Raw genomic sequence first — 25813 nt, forward strand, 5'->3', positions numbered from 1 at the left:
GAAAGAGCTCAGTGCCTTGGGGCTCCCGATCCTTGGTTCTGCAGAGGCAGAGTTGCTGAGATTGCCGGGAGCAGGCCCAGCGACCTCAGAATACGTCCGGTGTCCGCCCCGTCGATGATCATGTAGGAGCGGGGGCGCCGGGCGTCGTGGGCGTAGGCGTCCATCATGCCCACCACGCTCGGCTTGATCTGGTGGCAGTGCTGCAGAACGAGTAGCTCTGCGGGCTCGGTGAACAGACGGTCGATCTGGTCGCCGTTCTTACCCAAGGCCTTAACGTCCATTGCGCGGGGGTGACCGGGTCCTTTGAACAGCCAGGCAGCCGAAACCTGGTGGCCACGGGCGAACACCCGCGATGTGTAGAGATCGGAACGTTCACCGCCCCAGTCCTTCGGAACGTACGACTCGCCGATCAGCCCGGCGAAGGCGTGTTTCACCACTTCTTCGGGCACGCGCAGGACCGCTTCCCTCTCGGCCTCTGTGAGGGGTGACGCGAAGTCGATCCCGCAGAACTGGCCGATATCGCTGGGGTACACCCGCGCTCCGGGCGCCGGGAGCTCGACGGCGGCATGGTTACCGATGAACGACCTAATGCCGATGAAGACTGGCCTGAGCTCAATTTGCGCCGCGCTGAGACTGGTGACCGTGCCGATCAGGTAGGCCCGTCTGCTTCCGGCAAGGCTCCCGGCCGCGGACGAGCTGGCGGTTCTTGCCGAGTTGAAAGTGCCAGTGACGCGCACCGGTTCGCCCGCGTCGACAACAGCCGTGAAGCTGACCGGCTTGAAGCCCGGGGCATCGTGTTCTCGGTCCCGCTGGAACGTAAATTCCAGCTCAGCGCCGATGATTTGCCCTGCCTGCAGATCCTGTTCCAGGAGGCACCTGGCGAGCTCACGAACCCCCAACGAGGACAGAACTTCTGCCAGTTCTGTTGCGAGTACGTAGGGCAGCGCCGCCTCGGGCTCGCTTCTGCGAGCGGCCCTCGCCCGCGCGGACTCCGTCCGCTGTTCGCCGAGGAGGGACTGAACCTGATCCTGGTGGAGGAAGTACGGCTCTAGCGCGATGCGCGTCATCGACAAGGTGATCCTTTAGCTGGGGCGGACCAAGCTCAGTGGCTGGCAACGCTGAGACAGTGTGGGAACAGTCACGAAATGTCCTTGAGCAGGCGCAGGAGTTCGTCCACGTCCTGCGGGCGGTCGGTCGGTTTGTGGCGGGTTGCCTCCTCTACTACGGCTCGCCATGGTCCGTTCGCGGGTAGCAGGGAGACATTCTGCTCGGGACGCTCTCCGGTCAGGATGGCTGCGATGAGTCGTCCGATGCTGTAGATGTCAGCACTGGACGCCACGTGATGGGGGTTTCCGGATGCCAGCTCAGGCGCGGCGAACCCCTCGGACCCGAAGCCGGTGCCGGTCCGCGTTCGGTGGGGAACGCTGGTCTCTCCTCGGGGCTGACGTCCCAACCCCCAGTCCGCCACGACCCACGTGCCGTTGAGGAGGAGGACGTTTGCCGGCTTGATGTCGCGGTGCATCCGATCGTCGGCGTGCGGACGGCGCAGTCCTTCGCAGACCGCTGTGACAAGGTCCCGCAGAGCTCCGGTCTCCCGCCGCAGACGTTCCGCGTGGCTGGCTGCGCTGCCGTTCGCAAGCGGCATGACGAACCATCGACCATCTGGGTCAGAGTCAAGCACCGGCATGACGTTCGGGTGCTGTCCGTACAGGTGACCGATGGAGATCTCGCGACCCATGCGGTGCACAGAGCCCTCATCACCGTAGCGGAGCTGTTTCAGAGCGACGGGAATGCGGGCGTGCTTGTGCACGCCGCCAAAAACAGCGCCCTGGCCGCCCTCAGCAAGCGGCTCCTGGTCCTTCTCGTAGTCGGACTTCGTTCCACGCTTGAGCCACTGCACAGGAGCCCAGGGCTCGACCTCGCCCATGCCGGTCATGGTCTCGTCGGCGAGAAGGACGCGGGCGGCCTCGATGACGTGGTCACGGTAGGCACCGTGCCGTTGTGCTCTGAGGATGGCTTGCAATGGTCGGGCGGCGGGATCGCGGGCGAGTTCGGCGGAAAGACGGCGTGCTTCGTTGTCCTGAGCGGCCCTTTGGGCAGCGCGCTGGCTGGTGCGCTCTTGCTGGGCCGCATGCAGGTCAGGATGGGGAGCCCAGCCACGGGGCGGCAGGACCACGCGGGCGTCGCGGAAGTCGCATTCGAGGACTATGCATCCGTTGCGCGCAAGCTCTGCGGCTATCTCCTCGGCACGGTCGCCGAATGTGGTCACGGCGGACTGCCATCGGCGGGGGCCGTTGGTGGCAAAGGCCCACTGGCTGTCGGTCAGGCCGTCCGGGCGGTGCGGTGCGGGGAAACCTTCCGGCTCCAGAGTGACACGCGCGATCTTGGGATTACCGTGGCGGTCGGTGCTGTAGTCACCATCGGGCAGGGGAACTGCGTATGTGGTGAGGCCGGGATAGACGCTGAGGTGACGCATCGCGAAGCCACGCGGGCGGGAGCGGGCGGTCATACCGCATCCCGGTACTCGTTGCCGGTCAGCCAGGCCCGGAGCAGTTCGACACGTGGGGCGTGCTCGTCGTAGCCGACGACGACGGGTTGCTCGTTGTACGGGCTGGAGTCTGAGCTGCGGCGTAGCTTGATGTATTCGCCGCAGGCGTCGATGGCGTAGGACTCCATGTCGTCTTGCAGTGCCCCGACGACGGTGATGCCGCTCTCCCTGCCGATCTGGCCGAGCAGGGCGACCGCCTCCCGGCGGTGCTGCTTGCCGAGATTGCGGCCGAGTTCGTCGAGAACGAGGACGAGGGGCCGACCGGTGCCGCTCGCCGCTGCAGCGGCGCACACGAGTTTGATCGCCCGATCATCGATCTGTGCGGTGTTGGCCCGCCGATTGTAGGGGATGTGATGGCGTCTGCGGGCGCGCCGCCACGTCGGCGTGACTTTCCATTCCCAGTTCTCGGTGGGGTGGGCTGGAGGGAGAGGTTCGTCGTATTGGAGTGAGGCTCCGTATCCGCCGTGGGTCATATCGAGCCGGTCGAACGCGGCTTTGACGTCTTCCAGCTTCTGCTTGATGGCAGAGGCGAGCGCGCCTCGGTGAGCTCGGCTGGCCTGGACGGCTTCCCCGTGGCCGATGCGCGCGGCAGCCAGGCTCTCGTGGCGCTCCTTGCGCTGATGGGCGATCTGTTGGCGCTCGTACTGGTCGGTGTCTTCGTGCTGGCGCAGGTAGACGTGCAGCGCGTGGCGCAACGCGGGGAAGGCCGCTTGTGCCTTTGTGCTGCTGTCTGGGCCGCGCTGGCTGAACTCGGTCAGCAGGCTGGTGACTTCTTTCGGTCTGGTGTGAGAGGCGGCTGGAGGGAAGCAGTTGGATATCGCGGTGTTGATCAGAGTCTTGGCTTCTTCCCACCAGTCTTCAGGCGTCCAGGCTTGCTGGGTTTCCGGCAGGGCTAGCAGGTAGTCTCGAGCGGACTCGTCCGTACCGTTCCAGCGGGCTCTCAGTCCGGCGAGGTCCAGCTGTACTTGCTCTTTTTCGAGACTTCCCCGTTTTTCTTGCCTCTCTCTGGTGGTTTCGTCGAGGGCAGCCTTCTGTGCGCGCAGAGACTTGATTTCGTTTTCGCGGCGCCCCTCCAGACGGAGCACCTCGTCCCGTTCGGCAGCTGCGGCAGTGAGGTCAGGGGCCAGTTTCGCGCGCTTGTCTCGGGCGGCCTGGTCTTCCGCCTGCAGAGTGCTGATCTTTCTCTGCAACTCAACGGCTTCGGCTGCGGCTCTTACGCCGTTCAGTCTGCGCTCAGCACCGGCGACTTGCTGCTCGGCGGCCTTCTGCATCCGCACGGCTTCCCGGTGACTGTCGAATTCCTGACGGACGCGGTCTCGTGCAGCGGCGATGCGGGCGGCGCGGTCGGTCACGGGCCGGGGAAAACCGCCGATCGTCACGATGCCCGCATCATCGTAGACACGGTCAGGGTTGGCGTGGGCTGTGACTCGCAAGTCCAGTGACGCGAGGAAACCGCTCAGGTCGTAGTCCGAGTTGGTGTTGCACGGGAGGTCAGCGTTCCTTGGGGCTGCGGTCAGATTGGCCGCGATCAAGATCGAGCCGGGCAGGTCCGCGAGGAGGTCACTGGCCATCTTGAGATGGTGGTGGTCCACGACGGCGGCTGCACAGTACGGCCACAGGGCCGGCTCCCACTTTGGCCTCTGCTGATCAGTGAGGGCAACGGCGTCAAGGAGACAGATGGCCTCGATTCTCTCGGTTGCGAGGAGGTCGATCTGCTGTCTTGCCAGGTCTTTGCCGCTTCCCGCGTCCTCCAAGCCTTCCTCGGCGTCGGATAGTGCCTTCTCCGCCACTCCGACTGCCTTGACCCTCTTGTCCAACTCGGCGCCCGCGTCGGCACGCTCTCGTTGGGCGGTTGGTTCGTCGCGGCCGTCGGCGTCACGGGCATTGAGTTTTGCCTCACGCCACCAGCCGTCGGCTTCTTCGATCTGCTGTTGCAGAGTTGCCACCTGCTCGCCCAGGTCGCGGTCGGCGTCGTCGAGCTTTGTGAATGTGCTCTGCGCGGCCTTCTGTCTTTTCGTGAATGCCTCGTCGTCGGCCAGTTCCTTCGCTCGCCTGGCTAGCTCGTGCGCTGTGCGCTTGTCCTGTTCGATCTCGGCGTCGGCCCCGGCTATCTCGGATTGGATGTCGGCATCGCGTTGGAGGGCGTTGTACAGCACCTGTGCTGTATGTGACCGCCAGCGGTCAGCGGCGTCGATAACGTCCTTGCGCGCCTGATCGCGGGCCTCGATGCCCTCTTCGGTGATCTGAGTCTGCTCTTCCCATGTGGCGAGGTCGGACTCGGCTTTGCTGGCCTTTTGGAGGCGGTCGTACTCGTTGCGGCGTGCCTGGCGTTCCTGCTGTAGTTCGTGCTCAATGCCGGTGAGTACGGCGATTGCCTCGAAGATCCGCCGCTCGGAGATCTCGTTGAGTGGCTGGGCGAGGAGGTTGGGGGCGGCACTGGCCCGTACCGATGTCGACAGGAACGACACGCAGCGCACGTGGTCCCCGTAGAGCGTGTACGGAAGGTCGCGGGCCGCCACGTCGTATCGTCCGGCCTGTGGAGGCAGGGCGTGCCACACCGAGTCCGCGGACTGTTCCCGTTCGGCTTCGCTGTCTCCAGCGGGTAGAAGCAGTCCTTCCTGCCAGCGCAGTTTCAGCCGGGGGCTGCCTTTTTGGCTGTTTCTGTCGATCCGGATCCACACGGTCAGGGCGCCGGCCTGCAACTGGGCGAGGGCGCCCATGGGGGGTGCAAACACGCCGATGAGGTATCCGTAGTCGGCGTTGCCCCAGTGCTCCTCGCCGCCGGCGTCTTCGGAGTTGAACAGCAGGTCGACTGCGGCGGGTGCGCCGGAGCTGAATCGCCACTGTTCGTCGGCATGCAGCAAGCTGATCTGGGCCAGGAGTGACGACTTCCCTGCTCCGTTGGAGTCTTTCGGCCCTTGTCCTGCCACGGCGATGAGGGTGCTGGCTGCCAGCGGGATGGGGTGGGTGGAGAGCCTGGAGATTCGCACGCTCTGGAGGCCGACCAGGACACGGTCGCCGACAATGTCTTTCGGCGGCTCTTTTTTGTCCATGCACCGTTCCTTGGGGAATTCGTCATTTCTGGGGGTTGCCGAGGTTCCGGCGGACCGTGATCGCGGTAGCGAGCGCGGTATCCGGGCCCACGGCCAGGATCAGGTTTTCCTGGAGTCGTTGGCGCGCGGCTGGTGTGAGTCGGCGTAGTGCGGGCCCGGGAATGTAGGAGGATCCTGGTGTCTCGTGGTCTGGTACGCGCGCCGTGCGGACCAGGCCTGCTGCGCGCAGTCGTTGCAGGGCCTCAGACAGGCGCAGTTGCCCGTGGATCTGCGAGAGTTTCCGCAGCTGGGTCGGTGTCGTGGGGTGGTTCGACTGCCAGTTGTCCCCACTCAGGCGTCCTTCTGCTCGGGGGATCGCAACTGAGTGGATCAGTACCAGGATCAGCGCGGCTCTTTCCAGCGGCGGCAGTATCCCCCAGCCATTCGCGACGAGTTCTGCAGCGATGTCGTCCCGGTATCCCGATGTCCAGAGGTTGGCGCCTGCGGGGACCAGCGTGCGGCCGGTCATGTGCAGCATTTGTTCGAGCTGGTGACGCAGTGCCGCGTCTCGGAGGGCGGGAAGCGCGGCTTCGCTTGCAGGCTCGCTGCCGTACTCAAGGGCGGCCCAGGCTGAGACCAGCGCGTCGCGCTGTTTGTCGCCGAGCGGCTGGAGCATGTCGTCGAAGAGGCCGCTCATCGGTGCGCCTGCCCGGGAGGTCGAGGGGGCGGTATTTCACGCCATAGGTCCCGCAGTAGGGAGATGTCTTGGTCGGGCCAGGTGGCTGTCCAGGGCCCAAGACGGACTGTCTGCGCCTGGCCATCGATGTACAACCACCGACTGGTGTGCAGGCGGCGGAATGCTCCCATTGCGAAGCGGTGCAGAATTTCTCTTTCGCGTCCGGGGATGAGCTGGTCCACGACGTCCAGTACCTCGTGCATCGTTGCCGACTGGCCTGGCCAGGGGCTTGCCTGAACATCGGTCCAGCAGCAGCGCAGCGCTGCAGCAAGGACCCGGTTGGTCTCGTTGGGGTGTCTCACGGAGAGCAAGGGCATCTGCAGTTCGCGGAGCACGGCTGGAGTGACGTCGTCGGGTGGGCGGGGCACCAGCCAGAAGCTCTCACCATCCTGCTCCACTACGCGCAGCATGCCTGCCGGTGTTCTTGTGGCTGCCGGCATGCGCAGCGGGCCTTCGGCCCGCACCCTCGCCCACCACAGTGCCTCGTCCGGATCACTCACGCGGGTCTCCGTACTCGTTCGAATACGCCCCAGGTGAGCCAGGACGGCACACTGCCTGCCCGTACCTGGACCGGGCCGGTCCAGGTCAGTCGGTAGGGGAGTCGGTCGTTGTTGCTCGCGGCGGTCAGGTCGGACAGTAGGCGGCGTGCTGTTACCCAGCCGATGTCCGACAGAAGGTGTTCCACTGCCACAGAGTCCTCGCCGCTGAGCGCTTCCTCGGCGATTGCCGCCAGCCGTTCGGCCTCGGCGTCCTTCCATTCCTGGTAGGGCTGTTCTTTGTTATCGGGAACTGGGGACCGCGGTGGTGTCGGGCGGTTGGTAGTTGTCTGTGACGTGCGGGCCACGGCCTCCGCGAGGTCAGCGACGTCGTGCCATGGGGATGGCGCGTCGAATACCTGATCGGCCAGGACCGCCGCGAGCTCGTCCACCGATGCGCGGTTCGCGAAGCGCTTCCACATCTCGGGGGGTAGGAGATTCAAGGCCCGGGAAGTTCCCGCTGCTGCCATGAGACGGGCCGAGGCGTTCGTCGAGGCATCTTCGTAGGCGGCGATCGCCGAGCGCAGTTCGCCGCATTTACGGCTGAGTGCGGGCCAGAACTGCAACAGGATCTCGTGCACTGCGGACGCCTGGTCGATCAGCGACTTGGCGTTCCATAGCAGTGGCGCGCGCTCCCGCAGGTTTTCCACCGTGCCGCTGACGGTCAGCGCTACGAGTTCGGCGACGAGCAGTCGAAGTGCGGTGGTGATACCGACCACTACCTCAAGGGCTTCCTCGGCTGTGCTCTCCCCGCCTTCCAGCCTGATCTTCTCCATCGTCAGAAGCTGGTGCAGTTCCGACTGACCTCCGCGGGCCAACATCCGCTGGACGAACAGCATGGAGACGTAGCTGGTGAAGGAGGCCCGGTACTCACGTTGGTAGGGCTTGTCAAAGGCAGGCTGGATCGCGCCGAGCCCTTTCAGCACGCTCAGGCGGTCCTTGACTAGCTCGTCCGGGAAGGCGGCGCAGGCCGTCTTGATCTGCTCTGTTGTGAGGCCGTCCTCCCCCGCCCTGGCAAACGCAGCGAACAACGTGTTCGCCAGGTGGAACAGGGCAACGTCATCGATCGCCGCGTTGGACCGGCTCGCAAGGACAGCAACAATCTGCCTGAATACAGAAACGACAGTCTGCTCGGCCGCTGCCGTATCCAGTCCAAGCTGCTCGTCAATCATTGAATCGTCCTGGTTGCACCCTGACTCTAGGTTGAGGTTCCCGGTGAGGTTGAACCCCTATACGCATGCGAGGATGGATTGTCTACGCAGGGAAAGTTGTCACTCCCGGTCGCTCCTGTCACCCCCAGCACCACTCTCAGCACATAAGGTAGCCGATCCGATAGGAGGACTGCGGGCAAATCCGATCACAGGCAGACTTCGGGCCGGGATCGACACGGACGCCATGGCCCGGATCGCTGGTCGATCTAGATGTTTGAGGAAGTCCGTCCGCGTCGTCGAACTGGGTCCGCTTCATAGCCGCCTGACTCTGCCTCACTGCAGGACGACGGGTGTCCCTCGACGGATGGCACCACTGGACAAGACCTCGCCTGGGGCGTCGGAGCAGGTCTTCAGAGCGGCAGCCTGGGATGTCGCCAGTCCAGTACGTCGACCGCCGACGTCGCCTGGAACGGGGGAAAATATCCCACGACGAAGTCATCGATCTCGCGCTACGCATGGTGACCCAGCATCCCAAACTCACGCGCCTCATCGCTGACGGCTACCCGATCATCTTCGTCGACGAGTACCAAAACACCTCCCCGAAGACGATCCGCCTGTTGCTGGACCACATCGCCGGAGCCGGCCACCACTCGTGCGTCGTCGGACTGTTCGGCGACTCCATACAGAAGATCTACCCCTCCGGACAGGGCGCCGTCGTCCACCCCCAACTGACCCCCATCACCAAGCACGAGAACCATCGCTGCTCTCTGCCCGTCGTCGCCGTTCTCAACAAGATCCGTCCCGAGCTGCAGCAAGAGGCGGTCGGTGAGCACACTGACGGGGAGGTACACGTTTTCCTCAACTCCACCCTGCCCGCCGGCCATGCGTGCCTGGATGCGGCTCCCCAGCACCTCACCGAGCGGGGCTGACCAGACGACACCACCAACTACCTGATGCTCACCCACCGCGGGATCGCGGGAGCCCTGTCCTACGGCAGACCCGCCGCCAACCAGCAACTCGGGGCCTCGCGCAACCAAGCCGCCAGGGAAGAGCGGTGGCACACCAGCGCGCGCAGCTAAGTACGCGCCGACACGGAGAGCAACCTGCCTCATGAAGGCCCCACGGGCGACCGCAGTGCCCTCTTTGCGCCATTCGCTCGGGCCGCATACCCAGTTGTCACCGCCTCCCATTCCCACCATCACGCCGAAGGATCGGCCACATGTGACGCGTTTCAACCCCAGACGGCACAACACTTAACTCACACCACAATTCGAGAACGTTCGTGCGAATCTTAAGCCGCTCCCTGGAACACGGATTCCCTTGACTGAATATGACGGCTACATGTTTGGCGGGAATGAGCCTTTGCCTCCAGCTCATGGACACTCGTAGCCTTGATGGGATCTTGCGACTTTGCCGTGACCTAAGTTCACTGTTCGGGGGATTCAATGGGAGATCAGCTGTCGCTAGCGACAGTGGCGACTTCAGCCATACCGCAGATATTCGCGTTCCTCTTCGGACGTATCGGTGCCGTGCTCGACCGTCGTGGCGGAAATAGCGCCGATGCGCCGATCGATTCGACAGCGAGTACAGTCCTGGCTGAACCCTCAGCTTCCCTGCGTATCCGCGATGAGGAGCTGACTGAGGAGCGGATTCGCCGACTGGAAACTGTGGCCCGGGAATTGGCTGTCTACCACCGCAATCCCGCTCTCATTCGAGCCGATGACGAACACCTACTGCTCGCAATGAGCGCGCTGCGCGACGACCTGGAGACGATCTACGGGCAGTCGCTGTCTTTCGTCGGCGAACGGCGTTCCGCGCCGGGCGTGAGGGTGAGGCAGAGCGTTGACGAGGTCGAGGCAGACGGAGTGGCCCGGGCGGTCAAGGTTGGGCGGGTGACCGCCGAGGCGTCGGCCGACATCGAGCAGCAGACCAAGGTCGTACGTCAAGGCGGCGAGCTCACTGCACTCGAAATCGACGGCACTCTCGGATAGAGCCCGCAGGCCGAGTCGGATTCCGGAAGCGGCACACCACGGGGGTATGAGTGAATGATCAGCAGGACTACAGACTGGGGCTCCCTCACGAGAACGGCCAGCAGTCTGAAGGCCCACGCTGGGGAGATTCCGGTGCATTAACATCCACGGCCGCGCCGCACACACCGGACCCGGAATCGCCGGACGCGAGTGTGCACCTGGATAACGAACTGCAGGAGCGTCTCAAGTCCCTGCTGGACACGGAGGCGGTTAAGCATCTTCGGCAGATGGCTCTGCTCAACCTGGGTGAAATGAATGCTCTCAAAGTCAACGCGAGTTTCGAGAACCCGCTTGACCACAACGAGCTTTCAGACACCTACCTTGATGCGCTCCGCACCGTTTATGTGCGCCCCGAGGGAGGCGACTCTTTCGACGATATCTACGGGTGGTGGAGGAACCCCGGCTCCGTTGTGGTGCTGGCTCAGAAGCCGAGCACAGGTCGCACGGCCACCGCGTGCGCGCTCCTCGCGGAGTTACGTCATGAGTTCCCGGCTGTGCGTGTGGGGCCGCTCGGCTTCGGCGGTGGTCTGGAGTTCCCCGTGCGTCGCCTGCCTCAGGTGGAGAACCGCGGCTATTTGCTCGAACTCCCGCCCGATGAGGACGGTTTCAAGGTGGCCAGCACGTTCGGTGCAACGATCGAGCGTTTGCAGTACACGCTGAAACGGCGCAGTGCCCGGCTCGTGGTGCTGACCACACCCGAGCAGTGGCGCCGGGTAGGCGGCAGTGCGCCTGACGGGATCAAGCCCTCCTTGGGGGCACCATCGCCGTTGGAGATCGCCCGCAAGTGGCTGGGCGCGGAGGGGCCGCCTGACCTACCGGTCGAACAATGGTTGACCGATGACGACATCGTCGCCTTGCTGAACGGGCAGCCCCCGGTGGAGGCCCTGGAGATCGTCAGCCTCATTCTGGACGCGCACCATGCCCGCGACAGCAGCCTGCCCAACCTGGAGGCCCTGGCGCGTAAACGGAAGAACGGCGCCGACACGCCTTTCGACCGACAGGTCCTCAGCGTCATCGCGGCCCGTAACAACTGGCGTCCCCAACTCCTGTCTTGGCACAAGGAGTCCGGCCGTACGAGCTTCCAGCGCAACTTCCTGCTGGCCTGCGCCACCCTGCGTGGAGCGTCCGTGGCGCACGTCTACGCCAGCACTGCCACCTTGGCATCCGTCTTCGGGGACAGTGACCCCTCCCTGGAGGGACAGCAGGATCCCGGCGTCATTGAAATGGTCGACTCGATCGGGGCCGAACTGCAGGCCGACGACACCATCACCTTCAACCGCCCCGAATGGGACGACGCGGCACTGGAGTACTTCTGGGTGGACCGGCCCCTGTCACGGGTGAAATTCCTGGAGTGGCTGGCCGATGCCCCCTTGAAGAAGCCCAAAGCGGCGCTCGAAACACTCACCGACGCAGAACGGCAGGCGATGGCCGAGCGCATCGGGAGCTTCGCCTTACGGTGGGCTGTACGTCATCGCCGACAAGAACCCCTGCGCCAGTTGGTCAGGCGCTGGCACGACACACCGCTCTGGACAACGGCGGTAGAACTCCTCACATCAGCCTGCTTGCAGACCGCCAGCGGCTCCTACATCCACGAAATGCTGCTGCAGTGGGCCAGAACCGACAACGCCGCGCAGCAGTTGGCCACAGTGGAGGTGTGTGCCGGCGAGTTCGGCGTCCTCTACACCGGCAAGGCACTGCGGCGGTTGCGCCATGCGGCCGGCTCGGGAGACGGGGAAGTGCGTCAAGCGCTCCAAAAGGCGGTGCACGGCCTGTGGAGTGATCCAAGCGCGCGCCGGACTCTCTTCGGCTACGTCATCGACTGGTGCAGAGACGGCGGGACCAAACTGGAAGCTGGGCAGGCAGCCTTCAGGGCTCTGGCCGAGTCGACACACCCCGATGCTCCTACGCTCCCCGCCCTCCTCCCCCACAGCGACGAGGCGGAATTCACGGCCTCCGTTACCGATCTCATCGTCGGCTGGCGAGCCCTCTTTCAGGGCACTCAAGGCTTCGAAAGAGATGGCCAGGCATCAGCGGTCGTGCGTCTATGGCTGGACGCGGCTCTCAGCCACCCACACGCCCACGCTGACGTACTGAAGATCTTCAGCGCAGCGGTGAAGCTCACTGACCCGACGGGAACATCGGGCGAGAACGCCCGCGACCGGCTGCGGGCGACCGCACGGGAATGGGCCAAGGCCGCCGCGCTCGAACAATCAGCAGGCCGTATCGAGCTCCCCTCCGCTGGGCAGGCGCACCGCGCCGTGTACACCGAGCTCGCGCAGCTGCTCGACGACGGCATCATCGAGACTTTCCAGCAGACTCTGGCTCAAGCCGACAGCGAAAAAGAATCCGCATGATGCGACGCCGCACGCGCCGCAACCACCCTTCCGAGCCCAGCAGCCAGACGTGGACATCCGTCTTTCATGACCGGCCGGGAAGCCGTGAGGCAGGCCTGTCATTCGATGCCGTCATCCGCGTCGAGTGGCGTCACTCACCGCAGGGTCCGATCAACCCGGACGCCCGGCATGCAGCAAGCCGCGCTGCCCGCCTCTTGGTGGAAAAACAACTGGGCAGCGAGTCAGTACTCCGTGTCGCTGCGGCGGAACAAGAACTCGCAGCAGCACTATGCGACCAACTCCCCTTCACCTGCGACGGTGTTGAACTGCTCAACATCAGCGCGACCCTGCGCGTCGACGACGACGCAGCAGAGAGCGCCCGTCTTAGGGAACGGGCCCGTCACGAGTTCGAACTCGACGAAATGGACCGCCGTCAGGCGCGCGCCCGCGTGGAGTTCCTCCGCAACGAGCTCCTCGCGGACCCGTCCGCTGCACGCCTGTACGCGCTCATCCAGAGCTCCCCCCGACTGGGCGGCCCACCAGAGGGAAGCGATCCCGAAGAGCTTGTACGACAGATCCATGAGTGGCACCCAGATTCCCGCTGGGTCCTCGTCGCCCACACACTGCACACGTTCATCAACAAGCTCACTGAAGACAATGCGCGCGACTTCCTGAAAATCCTGGGCAGCGCGATGACCACTCTCGGCCACCGGCAACTCGCCGAGGAAATCTCCGCCGCCGAGGAAGCGGAGTGAGCCTGAACCTGCTGCGCTGGCTACTGGCGCCGCGCACCAGCCTGCTCGCTCGCCGCATCCGAAGGACCCGCCACTACGAGATCTCTTCGGACGCCGCGTGGCGACTGGCCAGGCTCCGTCTGCATCCGGACGAGGTGCCCTACCGTAACCACGGCCACAGCCCTGCCTCGTAACTACCGGCGAGTTGCTGCCAGGCTGAGGCCACTGCAGGAGTAAAATCAGGCGCTGCGGGAATTGGGAGCCAAAGCCCTCCGACGGACTGCACCGTTGATTGAGGCCGACGTTTAGCGCAGTAGTCGATTTCATACCTGCTGTCGCCGTTCCGTGAACCGTGACCCCCTATCGGTCGATGAAAAGTACGGCCCTTATGCGGGTCGATAGCTCGACGCGCAGGCGGGCGGCGTCGTTGGGCTGCGGCGAGGGCGGTGCAGGGGGCCAGCTGAAGAGCAGGTTCTGCATGGCGATCATGCGTCGCGCGCGGTAGTGGGGGTCGGTGGGACGTGTACCGCGCCCATTCGGGTGAATAGCGATGTCACCTTCGGTCGGCGCTACGCAGGATGTCGAGGAGGTCCGAAGGACCGGGGATGCTATGGCGGAAGAACAAGGCGACAGAGCCAGTGACAACCAGACCTAGAAAGGGCCCTGAGACGCCTTCGGGGAATCCGAGCATGTGGGCTCCCCACATCGCCAGAACCACGACGCCGCCCGCTCCCACAATGCGCGGCATACCGTGCTCGGTCACCGGGTCGATACCACTCAGCTCGTCCGCGTCGAGAAGTTCGCCGACGCGACCCTCGACGTAGCGTTCAGTGATCGTGACCAGCATGCCAGCGAGCTTCTGAAGCGCCGGGCCGGGATCGATGTCCTGCTGGGCCTCAGCAGCCCGAAGAGCTCCAACCACCTTGGCCGCGTGGAGCTTGAGCTCACGTCGGCGGTGTCTGCGCGGCTTGCCGTGGCGAGTACGCCAGGCCCTTCGGATGACCCGTTCGCAGGCACGGACGGACACCTGCGGCATGTCCAGCGGTGGGGTCTCAGCGGTACGCAGGTACGCACGTCCACAGCGCGTAGCGGTGCTCAACAGGACAGCAACCGGCCCGTACCGTCTCTCGACCGTCTGCTTCGAAACTGCGGCAGCGGGACGCGTTGCATCCGGCTCACCCCATCCGCCGAACGCCGTCAAGCCAGGCGAGACCAGCCAGACGGCCGTGATGATTGCCAAAACCGTGATAACCGGGGCGAGGCCTGTGATCACGGAGCCCGGATGTTCGGAGATACCTGTCCACACCGAAGGGACGTCGGTCAGCTTCCGCCCTGTCCAACTAGCTGCGTCCCACACTCCCTTGGCGAGGTGCGTGAACGGATCGAGCGGATCGCCATCGTTCTCGGACTCGGTTCCGCCCGGCAAACCAGCGGCGCCACGGACAAGCAGCACGACGAGAAGAAGCAGCAGGACTCGGCCTGGTGTGAGGGCGAGGAAGGCGTCCCACCATCGCACGAGGCACAGCGGTATGTTCGCGGTCGGTTCAGGACGCTCCGGCAGGACGCGCGGCAGCACTCGGCGTGCTTCGTTGAACAGACGCTCGGAGAGGCGCTGAGCGTACTGGTGACGGCGCATCCGGATACGGCGGCGTAACGGATCTAGGACGGCGGCTGTCGCTGCGAAAATGATCAGCACCACCGGGACGGTCACAAGGGTGACGAGGAAGGACACCGGGGCAGTCTTCCGTCGACTGCCTACGCGTGTCGACAAAACGGAGCTGATTCTCTCGCCGATTACACCCGCGTGCGGGCAGCGGCATACTGCTGGGATATTCGCGCAGTTGTCGACGAACTCACCAGAGGGCGCGTCGCCGGCTCCTTCTGCGAATGACGCTATGCCGTGGGGTCGAGCCGTAGTTCGGAACGGTTATCTCAGAGTGAGCTGCTTCCAGCCTCCACGCCCGGCGCCTTCGCCAGAGCCGGCATGTGCTGCTGGAGCCGGAGGAACGCGGCAGCCTGCGGCGAGTCGGGGGCGAGGGTGTAGGTGACGATCGTCAGGCCGGGGTCGGCGGGGATCTCCAAGGCGCCGCAGCCTTCTAGCATGGCGCGCCAGCCACACGCAGGTGATCCTCCCTATTGCTCTGGCAGGCAGGCTCACGCATCACGATGCGTGTCGTGCAACTAGAAGAAGCTGTAGCGGCGACGAGCGCACTAACCACCCTCATCACGGTGCCGGCCACTCTCCTCGCTGCGTACTGGGCGAGACGCAGCGCAGACAAGGCCGCTAGCGCCACGGTGGCGGCGGGCGCTGATCAGTCTCAAGCCACTGTGGCGGCCGCCCAACTCCAGGAGCGTGCGGCACGCGAGGAGTCACTGGAGAGTGCGCGTCGATCGGCCTACAGCGCATTTCTCAGCGCAGTAGACGTCTTCGTTCGGACCGTCACCGCGCTCCCAGATATTCCTATCGCTTCCCGGCGGGAGCTGTTGGATCAGAAAGCGACCGCTGTGGTCCAGGCACGGGCTAACGTTGCAGTTCTGGGGCCCCTGCCGGTTCTCCGCCAGTTGGAGAAGGTGGCCAAGCAGTGCACCGAATTGGAGAAACTGGCACTTCGCAGAGCTGTACTGAGGTCTGCGCTCAATGCTCTGGAGGACGCCTGGTGCCCTCGCAACGCAGAGTGGTGCCAGGACCCACACCACAACTCCGCGCACGCCGCTTGGAACCTTTTATGCGAGTGGGGCCGGCTGGAGGATGAGGAACGGTGGGAAAAGCTTGACTTCTTGGAGTTCCTCTTGCAGGACAGCCACGCCATGGACACGGAACAGATTAAGCACGTACTTGAGGTGGCTAACAGTGTTGTGTTCTGGGACGAGATGATTGGCAGCCTTGTTCGAGACCCACTCCTGGAGCGTTTTCAGGCAGTACGAGACGCGTTTATCGACGTCGCGTACGGCTCCCTGGACCTTGTCGCCTAATTCACGAGGCTGCTCGCACCAGACAACAACGATCAAGGGAGACCTGTCGGCCACGCGGACTCACCAATGACGAGATCGGCGCGTTGCTGAACCATGCAGCCTGCTTCACCGGATGGTCCAAGGTGTTCACCGCCATGACCGAGATCCGCAACATCCTGGAGTCGCGCCGACCTGCGCGGTGAGGTCAGCTCCTGTCGCGCACCGGAGCACGCAGGTCGAACACAGTGTCCGTGAACGGCTCGGTCTCCGCACGGAGCGCGGACTTCGCCACCTTCCCGCTGGCCGTGTACGGAAGAGCGCGACTGGACAGCACTACGGCGAACGATGCCCCTGGTCCTGGAACCCTTCCACCGGACCCAACAGAACTACCTGCCGCTGGCCCGCATGATCGAGAACACCCCCGCGACCTGCGCGACCTCGTGCATCGTCACATGCTCCGCACCCCGCTCGGCCACCAGCCAGGCGGCCGCCTCCAACAACCGGGCCCGATTGCGGACGGCGTCAGCCCGCTCTCCCGCGAGATCGCCCGAAGGTTCGGTCATCCATCACTCCGCGACACGACATCGACGTATTCGCGACCACCCTCGATCCGCACCGGATACACCGGCACGGGCCGCGAGGCCGGTGGGTCGAGCGGCTTGCCGGTGCGCAGGTCGAAGCGGCAGTCGTGCAGCCAGCACTCGACCGTGCACCCCTCCACCTCGCCCTCGGAGAGCGAGACGGCACTGTGCGAACACACGTCGTAGATCGCGAAGAGCTCCTCCCCAGTCAGGACCAGCGAGACGGGCACGCCCTCAGCCTCGAACCGCCGCGGAACGCCCTCCTCCAGCGCGTCGAACCGGCAGAGGTACGTGTAACCGTCGATGGACATCAAACTCCTCGGGGACTCCAGGCAGCGGTCATCTGCTCCACCGGGGTACGTCGGGCAGGTCAGCAGCGTCACGCGCGTGACCTTGCAGACCGCTCACGCTAGCGACGTGGCCAGGCTCAGGAACCTGCCCGCAGCCCGAAACTGGCCTCGGCATATGGACCTAGGGCGCGCCTCAGGGACAGGTCGGCGTGCCACCTCCGCGTGACGTGCACAGACGTCGTCCGCGCTCAGAGCAGCGTCGGCCGCGTGGTGCCGCCGCACGATCCGGAAACCAACGAGCAGACCCTCGGCTGTGAACCCGCAGGGCAGACACCTCGTACATGAACTTCCGATTCACCCGCCGCCTGAATGTCCGCTCCAGATCGGAGTTAGACCACCTTCAACGCCCGGAATGCCCAGCTCTTCCACATGAGCGGTGGACAGGGGCGACAATACGCGGACTCGGATTCGCCCCAAACAGTTTATTGAGTGAGGAAACATGACCTCTGACCTGTGAAAATAAAGAGCGGCAGACGAGTCGGGCTGTACGCCGGGTTCTGTCGCCCGGGCGCCTCGCGGCGGCCGGGGAGACGGCCATCCATCTAGGGCCAGCATTGCTGCCGGCCTCGTGCGGTCTACCCGCGGACTCGGGCGGGCAGCCCTCGAACGTCCGCGCAGAGCCACCGAAGTGGCTCCTCTTGACCTTGCTCCAGGTGGGGTTTACCTAGCCGCCTGAGTCACCTCAGGCGCTGGTGGTCTCTTACACCACCGTTTCACCCTTACCGGGGGCCTGAGCCCTCGGCGGTCTGTTTTCTGTGGCACTGTCCCGCGGGTCACCCCGGGTGGCTGTTAGCCACCACCTTGCCCTGTGGAGCCCGGACGTTCCTCGGGAAGCGCCCCCGAAGGGGTCTTCACGCGGCCGTCCGCCCGGCTCGTCTGCCGTGCCGACCATGGTACCCGCCGTACGCCGGGTGCCCGCGCCGTGGCCAGGAACGATCCGGCGATGATCAGTGCGAAGGCGGCCATGACGTCGGCGGTCAGGGGCTCGGAGAGGAAGGTGACGCCCGCCGCCACCGCCACGGCCGGATTGACGTAGGTGAAGACGACCGCCCGCGTGGGGCCCGCCTCGCGGATCAGTTCGAGGAAGAGGACGAAGGCCAGGGCCGTGCAGACGACGCCGAGGCCCGCGAGGGACGCCAGGGTCGGGGCGTCCGGAAGCGTCCCCGGCCAGGAGAGCGCCGCCGCAGGGGCGTAGACCAGCGCCGCCAGGGCCAGGCAGGGGGCGACCAGCTGGAGGGTGGGGACCTCGCGCAGGTGGCGGGCGGCGATCAGCGGGGCGATCGCGTAGCCCAGCGCGGTCAGCATGACCTCCGTGAGGGACCAGGCGTCGCCGCCCGTCAGCTGGGGCGCGGTCAGGACGGCGACGCCCGCGAGACCGAGGCCGAGGCCGGTGAGACGGCGCGCGCCGAGGCGTTCGGTGTCGCCGAAGAAGCGGGCGAGCAGGGCGCCGATGATCGGGACCGCGGCGATGAGGAGTCCGGCCGTCGAGCTGGAGAGGTGGCGCTCCGCGTCGGTCAGGGTCCACCACGGCCCGAGGATCTCCACGCAGGCGAAGGCGAGCATGGGCCGCCAGTGCGTCCTCAGTGCGCGGGGCAGTCCCCCTTGTCGTACCGCGAAGGGCAGCAGGATGGCCGCGCCGAGGGCGCAGCGCGTGAAGACCACCGTCGCCGGTGTCAGGCCGCTGTCGACCGCCACCTTGATCATGAAGTACGGGATGCCCCACAGGACACCCATGAGCGAGAACAGGAACCAGCCACGTGCCGTCATGGGGGCAGTTTCGGCCGTGTCAGCGCCGGGCGTCTTGAACGCTGTTGCGGTACGCCGCGGGCGTCACCCCGAGCACGCGGCGGAACCAGCGCGTGAGGTGCGCCTGGTCGGCGAAGCCCACGAGCGCGGCGGCCTGCGCGGGGGTGCGGCCCGCCTCCAGGTGGGCGCGGGCCCGAGTCACGCGGTACTGCGCGAGCCAGGCGTAGGGCGGCAGGCCCGTCGACGTGCGGAAGGCGCGCAGGAGTTGGTAGCGGGACAGGCCGAGGGGCGCCGCGAGGTCGGCGAGGGACGGCGGGGCGAGCAGTCCGTCCGCCAGGCTCTCGCGCACGACGCGGGCGATGCGGTCGGCGCCGGAGACGGGGGCGCGGCTCGGCACAGCGGTGCCGTGCCTGCGGGCGAGCGCGGCGAACAGCCACGGGAGGCGCGACTCGACCTCCAACGGGTCGGCGCCGACGCTCAGTTCGGCGTGCGCGGCGCGCAGGGCGGCGGCCAGTTCGGGGTCGTTCACCACCGGGTCGCGGAAGTACGGCGGGGTCGCCGTGCCCTCGGCGAGGAGGTGCGCCGCCGGATACATGGCGCGATAGGCGTAGCCCTCGCTCGCGCCGGGGCCGCCGGTGTGCACCTCGCCGGGGGCGAGTACGACGATGGATCCCGGGCCCAGGTGCAGCGTGCCGCCTCGGTAGTCGATGACCTCGTGCCCGCTGACGCCGATGCCGACGCTGAACTCCTCGTGGCAGTGCGGGGCGTAGCGGTGCCGGTCGAAGCGGGCGGTCAGGAGGTCGAGGGCGGGGCCGCCGGGACCGAGGGGGGTGCGGGTCCATACGGCGTGCTCGCGGGGGTTTCGTCGCCGACGCCGGCTGTCCGTTCCGATCGTGGCGGCCGGGTCGGGTACGTCGGTCGCGTGGGCCGCGTCGCCGCGTGGGGCCGCTTCGGGCAGCAGCCCTCCGTCATCCGTGCCAACGCCCATCCCGCGCCCCCGCTGTCCCGTCGCCCGCTCGCCCTGCCCCTGTCAGCGGTCCAACGCGCGCGTGCCCGTCTTCCATGCCGCTCCGAGGTCCACGCCCTCGGGAAAGCGGCCGTGGATCTCCAGGATGACCATGCCGTGGGCGAAGGCCCAGGCCGCCCTCGCCAGGTCGACGTCGCCGCCGCAGGCCCGCACGAGAGGGGCCGCGGCCCGGTCCTCCAGGCCCGGCGGCAGGGCGTGGCGCGGGAGCGGGCGTTCGGTGGCCAGGCGGTAGAGGTGGGGGTGGCCCAGGGCGTACGCGCGGTAGGCGTCGGTCAGGGCTTCGAGCGAGCCCGGCGCCGCGGCCTCCGCCTCCTCGCAGGCCCGCGCCGACTCGTCGAGCAGCTGCGCGATCAGCTCGACCTCCACCGCGGACTTGTCGGGGAAGTGCTTGTAGAGCGAGGGCGCCTTGATGCCCAGCCGGTCGGCGAGCGAGCGCATCGTGAGCTTCTCGGCGCCGGACTCCTCCAGGAGTTCGCGGGCGGCGGCGACGATCTCCCTGGCGCGGGGGGTGAGGTGCTCCCCCCAGGTCGGGAGATCGCCGGTCCGGTGCTTGTCAGCCACGCTGGAACCCTTCCTTCGTACGGAGTCCATAGCCGAAGGCGCGATCGTACGAGATGTGGGCGAGCCAGCCGCACAGGGCCGCGAACGCCGGGGGCCAGGCGACGGGCGAGAAGGGGAAGAGCGCGATGAGCGCGACGGGGACCAGGGCGCGGTGGGCCGCGTTGTAGTACGGGACGGCGCGGGGCGGGAGCTGACCGCGGGCCATCCTCGGCGCGTCGCGCAGGCCCACGAGGAACGTCAGGTCGGGGGCGATGAGGAAGAACCCGGCGAGCAGGCCCGCGAGCCAGCCGTGGTTGACGCCTTCGAGCACCGCGAAGGCCGACCAGAAGAGGGCGTTGACGAGCCAGGCGGCGCGGCGGACGCGGGTCGACTTCGAGGTGCGGGCGGGAGTGGCTGCCCGGGGCGTCTGGGTCGGTGTGCTCATGGGGTCCCCCTCGGAAGCCGATGGCTAACTGCGTTAGCCAGAACATTATGGCTAACAGAGTTAGCCGTCAAGGCTTCCGTAGGCGGGGAATCCGTCCGCCCCCGCAGGTCGCCCTTGACCCTTCCGCAGCGTCAACGTTTCTACTGGGCCTATGCGGATCGGAGAGCTCGCCGGACTCGTCGGCGTCACCACGCGTGCCATCAGGCACTACCACCACCTGGGCCTGCTGCCCGAGCCCGAACGACGGCCCAACGGCTACCGCGAGTACGGGCTGCGGCACGCCGTCGCCCTGGCCCGCGTCCTGCGCCTCACCGAGCTCGGTCTCGGCCTCTCCGAGGTGCGGGACGTGCTCGCGGACGACGCGGGCCGCGACCTCGCCGAGGTCCTCGCCGAACTGGACGCGGACCTCGCACGACAGGAAGCCGCGATCCGCGAGCGCAGGAAACGGCTGCGTTCGCTCCTCGACGACGCGGAGCACGGGCGCCTCTCGCCCGAAGGGCCCGTCTCCCCCGAACTCGCCGCCTTCTTCGGCGAGATGGCACGCGCGACGGCGGGACACACCCGCCCGGAGTCCGCGATGGCCGCCAAGGACCGCGAGTTCCTCGCCCTGTTCGACACGACCGCCTCGCCGCAGGACCGCGACGCCTTCCTCACCGCGCTGCGCCCCGCCCTCAGTACGCCGGGTGCCGTCGAGCGGGCCCACGCGGTGTACGAACGGCTCGACGCCCTCGCCGACGCCGACCTCGCGGACCCGCGCACCCGGTCCGCCGTGGACGAGGCCGCGCGGACGCTCGTCGACGCCCTGCCCGACTCGCTCCTCACACACCTCGGCAGCGAGGGCGCCCAGGCTTTCGCCGAGGGCCGCGCGGTCCGCGACGACGGGTTCCTCGAAGCCTTCCTCGCCGACTTCGCACCCGCGCAGGCCGCGGCCGTCCAGCGCGCGATGGGACTGCTCGCCCGGCGCGTGGCGGACCGGCCCGACGCGCCCCGGGAGCCCGACGGGAGGGGGTCCCGATGAAGGAGCGCACGACACCCGTGCCGCAGCCCGTGCGGTGGCTCGTCGGACACGAGCTGCGCGTCCTGGCCAGCCTCGCGATGTGGGTGACCCGACGGCGGCACGGCATGCGCGGCGCGGGCGACCTCGCCTTCGGGCACGCCCGCGGCCAGACGGCGGTCATGTACGGCCTGACCTTCGTCTGTGTCGTCGAGGCGTACGGGATGTCCGTGCTGCTCCGGAACTGGCCGACCGCCCACACCGTGATGCTGGTGATCGACGTCTACAGCGTGGTCCTGCTGCTCGGCATCCACGCCGCGTCCGTGACCCGCCCGCACGTCCTGTCTCCCGACGCGCTGCGGGTGCGCCAGGGCGCGCACCGGGACCTGCGGATACCGCTCGCGCGGATCGCGGCCGTGCGCGCCGAGCGGAGGTTCACGCACGAGCCCGCGGACGGGGTGCTCGACCTGCCGGTCGGCTCGACGACGTCACTCACCCTGGAGCTGACCGGGCCCGTCACCGCCGTCGGATTCCTCGGCAAGCGGCGCGAGGTGACGACGGTACGGCTGCACGCCGACGAGCCCGAGCGACTCACCACCGCGCTACGGGAGCGGCTCGCGGCCCTCCCCCGCCACGACCACCCTCACGCGGGCGCGAACTGAACCTTCGCCGTCCCGGGGTCCGCCTGGGTGAGCCGGACCCGCAGCCGCTCCCCCAGCGGCAGCTTCGCCGTGCCGCCCTCGATCCTGGCCACCACCGCCGGATCGCTCAACTGCACGGTACCGACGGCCGGTTCGCCCTCCTTGACGTCCACCACCACCGCGTCGAAGATCTCGCCGACCCGCTCCTTGAGCAGCGCCGCCTCGACGATGTCCACGCACGCGCGCTCCACCGTGTTGCCGCGCCTGGTCCCGTCCGCCATCTCCTTGGGCAGCGTGTCGAGCGCGCCGAGCACCCACTGCGGGACGCCCGCGCCCGCGCAGGCCGCGACGCAGAGCTCGGACGCGTAGCGGTCGACGAGACGGCGCAGCGGCGCGGTGCAGTGGGCGTAGGGCGCGGCGACCGCGGCGTGCGTGGTGAGCTCGGGGACCGCGCCGCCGCTGAACGCCGTGTAGCCCGCGCCGCGCAGCAGCGTCGTGCACTCCTGGAGGAACGCGGCGTGGTGCGACTCGCGCGGGTCGAGCGAGCGCACCAGCTCCGCGTACGGCACGTGGTGCGGCCAGTCGATGCGGAGCGCCTCCGCGGTACGGCGCAGGCGGCCGACCGCGCCGTGGGGGGCGGTCGGCAGGGTCCGCAGGATGCCCGTCCCCGAGCCGATCATGAGCTCGGCGGCGGCCATGCCGGTGAGCAGGGAGATCTGGGCGTTCCAGCCGTCGGCGGGCAGGGGGGCGCGGAAGGCCAGCTCGTACCTTCCCGCCCGCTCGACGATCTCCTGCTCGGGGACGTTCAGGGAGATGCCGCCCCGGTCGACCTCCCGTTGCTCGCGCAGTCGCCCGATGTCCCGGAGCAGGGCGAGGGGCTCTTCCGCCGTGCCGTCGTCGATGGCCCTCTGCACCCTGTCGTAGTCGAGCTTGGCCCGGCTGCGTACGAGGGCGCGACGCACGTCGGTCCGCTCGGCGCGGCCCTCCGCGTCCAGGTCGATCGTCCACAGGACGGCGGGGCAGGTCTGCCCCGGGAGCAGGCTCGCGGCGCCCTCGCTCAGGGCGGTGGGGTGGAGGGGGATCTTCTCGTCGGGGAAGTAGAGGGTGGTGACGCGCCGGTGTGCTTCGGCGTCGAGGGGGCCGGTGGGGGTGACGTACGCGGCGACATCGGCGATCGCGTACCGCACCCGGTATCCGCCCCCGCCTTCTCGGCGGGACAGGTGCATGGCCTGGTCGAGGTCGACGGATGTGGGTGGGTCGATGGTGAACAGGGGGATGTCGGTGGCGTCGTGCTCGGGGAGCCGGGGGTTGACGGCGGCGTGCGCCGCCTCCGCGAGGACGTCGTCGGGAAAGTCCTCGGGCACGTCGAGCGTCGTACGCAGATCACGCAGCGCGACCCGCAGGGGGGCCTCCGCCGCGCCGGTCACGTGGAGGTGGCGCCGGGGCATGTCATTGAGCGTAGGTCGCGGGGCTCGGGTGTGCGCGGTGGGGTTCGTCTCGGGGGCGGGGCCGCGACTGCGACCCGGTGGGGGTTCCCGGCCCCCACCGGGCCGCGGTCGCTGTTCGACCGGAGGGGACGTGGCGGTATGTCCGCCCGGAGCACATGTGGCCACGCCCCGAGGTGCCCGGAGTGTGGCGGCCATCTGGGACGGCGAGGACGGACATACCGCCGCGGCCCCGCACCGGACCACCGGGCGGGGGCCCCCTTCAGGGGCGCGGGGAACTGCGCGAAACCCCGTGTGACATCACACCGGACGTCGGGGAGACACCACCACCTCCCCCACCCACCCACTACGCAGAAACGGAGACAGGTGCGCGGGACACCCGTCAAAGAAGTCGTACGCTTTCGCGGGGGCCGCACCCCCCTCCCCACCCCCCAAGGAGTCCACCGTGCTCGTCCTGCTCCCGCCCTCCGAAGGCAAGGCCCCCTCCGGCCGGGGCACCCCCCTCAAGCCGGAGTCGCTGTCCCTGCGAGGGCTGGCCGACGCGCGGCAGGCGGTGCTCGACGAGTTGGTCGAGCTGTGTGCCGCCGACGAGGAGAAGGCACGGGACGTACTCGGCCTGAGCGAGGGCCTGCGCGGCGAGGTCGCGAAGAACGTCGAGTTGCGCACGGCGGGCGCGCGGCCCGCAGGGGAGATCTACACGGGCGTCCTGTACGACGCCCTGGACCTCGCCTCGCTCGACGCCGCGGCCAAGCGCCGCGCCAACCGTTCGCTGCTCGTCTTCTCGGGCCTGTGGGGCGCCGTCGGGGTGGGCGACAGGATCCCGTCCTACCGCTGCTCGATGGGCGTCAAGCTGCCGGGCATCGGCGCGCTCGGCGCCCACTGGCGTACGCCGATGGCCTCCGTCATGCCCGAGGCGGCGGGCGACGGACTCGTACTCGACCTGCGCTCCTCGGCGTACGCGGCCGCGTGGAAGCCGAAGGGCGAGGTCGCGGGACGGACCGCGACCGTGCGGGTGCTGCACGCGCAGATCGACCCGAGCACGGGCGCCGAGAAGCGGTCCGTCGTGTCGCACTTCAACAAGGCGACGAAGGGGCGCATCGTCCGGACCCTGCTCACCACGGGCACCCGGCCGAAGGACCCGGCCGAACTGGTCGAGGCGCTGCGGGACCTGGGCCACGTCGTGGAGGCCGAGGCTCCGGCGAAGGCGGGCAAGCCGTGGGCCCTGGACGTGGTGGTGCGCGAGATCCACTGAGGCGCGAGCTCCACTGACGCACCAGACCCACTGAGGCATCACGCACGACACCGTTGCAGCATGTGCAACCACCTTTGCGCATGCTGCGTACGTCGGTGCAGGATGCCCCTATGACCTCCTCCGTGCCCTCCGTGCTCGATCTCGCCCCCGTCGTCCCCGTGGTCGTCGTCGATGACCTCGACGACGCCGTGCCGATGGCGCGCGCCCTGGTCGCGGGCGGCCTGCCCGCGATCGAGGTGACCCTGCGCACGCCCGTCGCGCTCGACGCCATCTCGGCCATCGCCGCCGAGGTGCCGGACGCGGTGGTCGGCGCGGGCACCGTCATCTCGGCGCGGAACGTCTCCGACTCCGTGGAGGCGGGCGCCCGCTTCCTCGTCAGCCCCGGCTGGACGGACACGCTGCTCGAGGCGATGCAGGGCTCCGGCGTACCGTTCCTGCCCGGCGTCTCGACGACGTCCGAGGTCGTGGCGCTGCTCGAGCGCGGCGTCAGCGAGATGAAGTTCTTCCCCGCCGAGGCCGCGGGCGGCACCGCCTACCTGAAGTCGCTCGGCGCCCCGCTGCCGCAGGCCCGGTTCTGCCCGACCGGCGGGATCACCCCGGCCTCCGCACCCGCCTACCTCGCGCTGAAGAACGTCGGCTGCGTGGGCGGCAGTTGGATGCTTCCCGCGGACGCCGTCGCGGCGAAGGACTGGGGCCGTGTCGAGTCCCTGGCGCGCGAGGCGGCGTCGCTCCGCTGACCG

24 protein-coding genes, 1 other RNA gene and 1 pseudogene are annotated in these 25813 nt (G+C 67.5%); 11 read left to right on the forward strand and 15 right to left on the reverse strand.

Features of this window, described 5'->3' with window-relative positions; all coding sequences use genetic code 11:
* Nucleotides 1-8: 8 nt before the first annotated feature.
* From KY5_RS11740 to KY5_RS11760, 5 genes are all read right to left on the reverse strand, one after another.
* Nucleotides 9-1067: a hypothetical protein gene (locus KY5_RS11740; RefSeq protein WP_098242186.1), complete on the reverse strand. Its 1059-nt coding sequence runs from the start codon at nt 1065-1067 to the stop codon at nt 9-11.
* Between the two features lie 71 nt (nt 1068-1138).
* Complete coding sequence (locus tag KY5_RS11745; protein WP_098242187.1) at nt 1139-2509, reverse strand: protein kinase domain-containing protein; 1371 nt, start codon at nt 2507-2509, stop codon at nt 1139-1141.
* Nucleotides 2506-5601 (reverse strand): hypothetical protein, encoded by a 3096-nt coding sequence (locus KY5_RS11750; protein ID WP_098242188.1) that lies wholly within the window; start codon nt 5599-5601, stop codon nt 2506-2508. The genes KY5_RS11745 and KY5_RS11750 overlap by 4 nt, the downstream gene beginning before the upstream one ends.
* Before the next feature lie 22 nt (nt 5602-5623).
* The gene (locus tag KY5_RS11755; RefSeq protein WP_098242189.1) at nt 5624-6277 is read right to left on the reverse strand and encodes a hypothetical protein; all 654 of its coding nucleotides are present in this window, start codon (nt 6275-6277) and stop codon (nt 5624-5626) included.
* Between the two features lie 535 nt (nt 6278-6812).
* Complete coding sequence (locus KY5_RS11760) at nt 6813-8024, reverse strand: hypothetical protein (RefSeq protein WP_098242190.1); 1212 nt, start codon at nt 8022-8024, stop codon at nt 6813-6815.
* A 407-nt stretch (nt 8025-8431) separates the two neighbouring features.
* Here KY5_RS11760 and KY5_RS41385 point away from each other — a divergent pair, with 407 nt between their 5' ends.
* From KY5_RS41385 to KY5_RS42125, 6 genes are all read left to right on the forward strand, one after another.
* Nucleotides 8432-8932: a UvrD-helicase domain-containing protein gene (locus tag KY5_RS41385; RefSeq protein ID WP_234362698.1), complete on the forward strand. Its 501-nt coding sequence runs from the start codon at nt 8432-8434 to the stop codon at nt 8930-8932.
* A gap of 24 nt (nt 8933-8956) precedes the next feature.
* Complete coding sequence (locus KY5_RS42940; protein ID WP_267894271.1) at nt 8957-9082, forward strand: hypothetical protein; 126 nt, start codon at nt 8957-8959, stop codon at nt 9080-9082.
* A gap of 366 nt (nt 9083-9448) precedes the next feature.
* Complete coding sequence (locus KY5_RS41740; protein ID WP_159072514.1) at nt 9449-9994, forward strand: hypothetical protein; 546 nt, start codon at nt 9449-9451, stop codon at nt 9992-9994.
* Between the two features lie 50 nt (nt 9995-10044).
* On the forward strand, nt 10045-12387 hold the full coding sequence (locus KY5_RS11775; protein WP_234362699.1) for a hypothetical protein: 2343 nt from the start codon (nt 10045-10047) through the stop codon (nt 12385-12387).
* Nucleotides 12384-13121, forward strand: coding sequence for a hypothetical protein (locus KY5_RS11780; RefSeq protein ID WP_234362700.1), 738 nt, complete (start codon nt 12384-12386; stop codon nt 13119-13121). Before KY5_RS11775 ends, KY5_RS11780 begins: the two co-directional genes overlap by 4 nt.
* Nucleotides 13118-13294: a hypothetical protein gene (locus KY5_RS42125; RefSeq protein ID WP_199843036.1), complete on the forward strand. Its 177-nt coding sequence runs from the start codon at nt 13118-13120 to the stop codon at nt 13292-13294. Before KY5_RS11780 ends, KY5_RS42125 begins: the two co-directional genes overlap by 4 nt.
* Before the next feature lie 359 nt (nt 13295-13653).
* On the opposite strand, the gene KY5_RS41745 is transcribed toward KY5_RS42125, so the two are convergent.
* Nucleotides 13654-14832: a hypothetical protein gene (locus KY5_RS41745; protein ID WP_159072515.1), complete on the reverse strand. Its 1179-nt coding sequence runs from the start codon at nt 14830-14832 to the stop codon at nt 13654-13656.
* 200 nt (nt 14833-15032) lie between these two features.
* Entirely contained in the window at nt 15033-15203 is a 171-nt protein-coding gene (locus KY5_RS41390; protein WP_199843038.1) for a hypothetical protein, read from the reverse strand.
* 72 nt (nt 15204-15275) lie between these two features.
* On the opposite strand from KY5_RS41390, the gene KY5_RS11795 reads away from it, so the two are divergent.
* Nucleotides 15276-16073 (forward strand): hypothetical protein, encoded by a 798-nt coding sequence (locus KY5_RS11795; RefSeq protein ID WP_159072516.1) that lies wholly within the window; start codon nt 15276-15278, stop codon nt 16071-16073.
* Nucleotides 16074-16438: 365 nt separating this feature from the next.
* Here KY5_RS11795 and KY5_RS11800 read toward each other — a convergent pair whose 3' ends face one another.
* The 7 genes and pseudogenes from KY5_RS11800 to KY5_RS11830 all read right to left on the reverse strand — a co-directional run bounded on the left by KY5_RS11800 (nt 16439) and on the right by KY5_RS11830 (nt 20741).
* Nucleotides 16439-16615: a hypothetical protein gene (locus tag KY5_RS11800; RefSeq protein WP_267894272.1), complete on the reverse strand. Its 177-nt coding sequence runs from the start codon at nt 16613-16615 to the stop codon at nt 16439-16441.
* Entirely contained in the window at nt 16612-16944 is a 333-nt protein-coding gene (locus tag KY5_RS11805) for a non-heme iron oxygenase ferredoxin subunit (protein ID WP_098242198.1), read from the reverse strand. Before KY5_RS11805 ends, KY5_RS11800 begins: the two co-directional genes overlap by 4 nt.
* Before the next feature lie 509 nt (nt 16945-17453).
* Nucleotides 17454-17858, reverse strand: an RNA gene (gene rnpB, locus KY5_RS11810) — RNase P RNA component class A.
* A gap of 109 nt (nt 17859-17967) precedes the next feature.
* A pseudogene (locus KY5_RS43225) lies at nt 17968-18750 on the reverse strand (DMT family transporter); the annotation flags it as partial.
* A 19-nt stretch (nt 18751-18769) separates the two neighbouring features.
* Nucleotides 18770-19717, reverse strand: a complete 948-nt coding sequence (locus KY5_RS11820) for a helix-turn-helix domain-containing protein (protein WP_098242199.1) — start codon at nt 19715-19717, stop codon at nt 18770-18772.
* Nucleotides 19718-19759: 42 nt separating this feature from the next.
* A complete protein-coding gene (locus KY5_RS11825) occupies nt 19760-20317 on the reverse strand; it encodes a TetR/AcrR family transcriptional regulator (RefSeq protein WP_234362701.1) in 558 nt (185 codons plus the stop codon).
* Complete coding sequence (locus KY5_RS11830; protein WP_098242201.1) at nt 20310-20741, reverse strand: DUF4260 family protein; 432 nt, start codon at nt 20739-20741, stop codon at nt 20310-20312. Before KY5_RS11830 ends, KY5_RS11825 begins: the two co-directional genes overlap by 8 nt.
* 151 nt (nt 20742-20892) lie before the next feature.
* On the opposite strand from KY5_RS11830, the gene KY5_RS11835 reads away from it, so the two are divergent.
* Nucleotides 20893-21759, forward strand: coding sequence for a MerR family transcriptional regulator (locus KY5_RS11835; protein WP_098242202.1), 867 nt, complete (start codon nt 20893-20895; stop codon nt 21757-21759).
* Nucleotides 21756-22397, forward strand: a complete 642-nt coding sequence (locus tag KY5_RS11840) for a hypothetical protein (RefSeq protein ID WP_098242203.1) — start codon at nt 21756-21758, stop codon at nt 22395-22397. The genes KY5_RS11835 and KY5_RS11840 overlap by 4 nt, the downstream gene beginning before the upstream one ends.
* On the opposite strand, the gene KY5_RS11845 is transcribed toward KY5_RS11840, so the two are convergent.
* The gene (locus KY5_RS11845) at nt 22379-23824 is read right to left on the reverse strand and encodes an RNB domain-containing ribonuclease (protein ID WP_098242204.1); all 1446 of its coding nucleotides are present in this window, start codon (nt 23822-23824) and stop codon (nt 22379-22381) included. The two genes, KY5_RS11840 and KY5_RS11845, sit on opposite strands and share 19 nt — an antisense overlap.
* A gap of 442 nt (nt 23825-24266) precedes the next feature.
* Here KY5_RS11845 and yaaA point away from each other — a divergent pair, with 442 nt between their 5' ends.
* Both yaaA and eda read left to right on the forward strand, forming a co-directional pair.
* A complete protein-coding gene (gene yaaA / locus KY5_RS11850) occupies nt 24267-25073 on the forward strand; it encodes a peroxide stress protein YaaA (RefSeq protein WP_098242205.1) in 807 nt (268 codons plus the stop codon).
* A gap of 110 nt (nt 25074-25183) precedes the next feature.
* Entirely contained in the window at nt 25184-25810 is a 627-nt protein-coding gene (gene eda / locus KY5_RS11855) for a bifunctional 4-hydroxy-2-oxoglutarate aldolase/2-dehydro-3-deoxy-phosphogluconate aldolase (protein ID WP_098242206.1), read from the forward strand.
* The last annotated feature ends 3 nt before the right edge of the window (nt 25811-25813 follow it).

This window comes from Streptomyces formicae (assembly GCF_002556545.1).
Taxonomy (GTDB): Bacteria; Actinomycetota; Actinomycetes; order Streptomycetales; family Streptomycetaceae; genus Streptomyces; species Streptomyces formicae_A.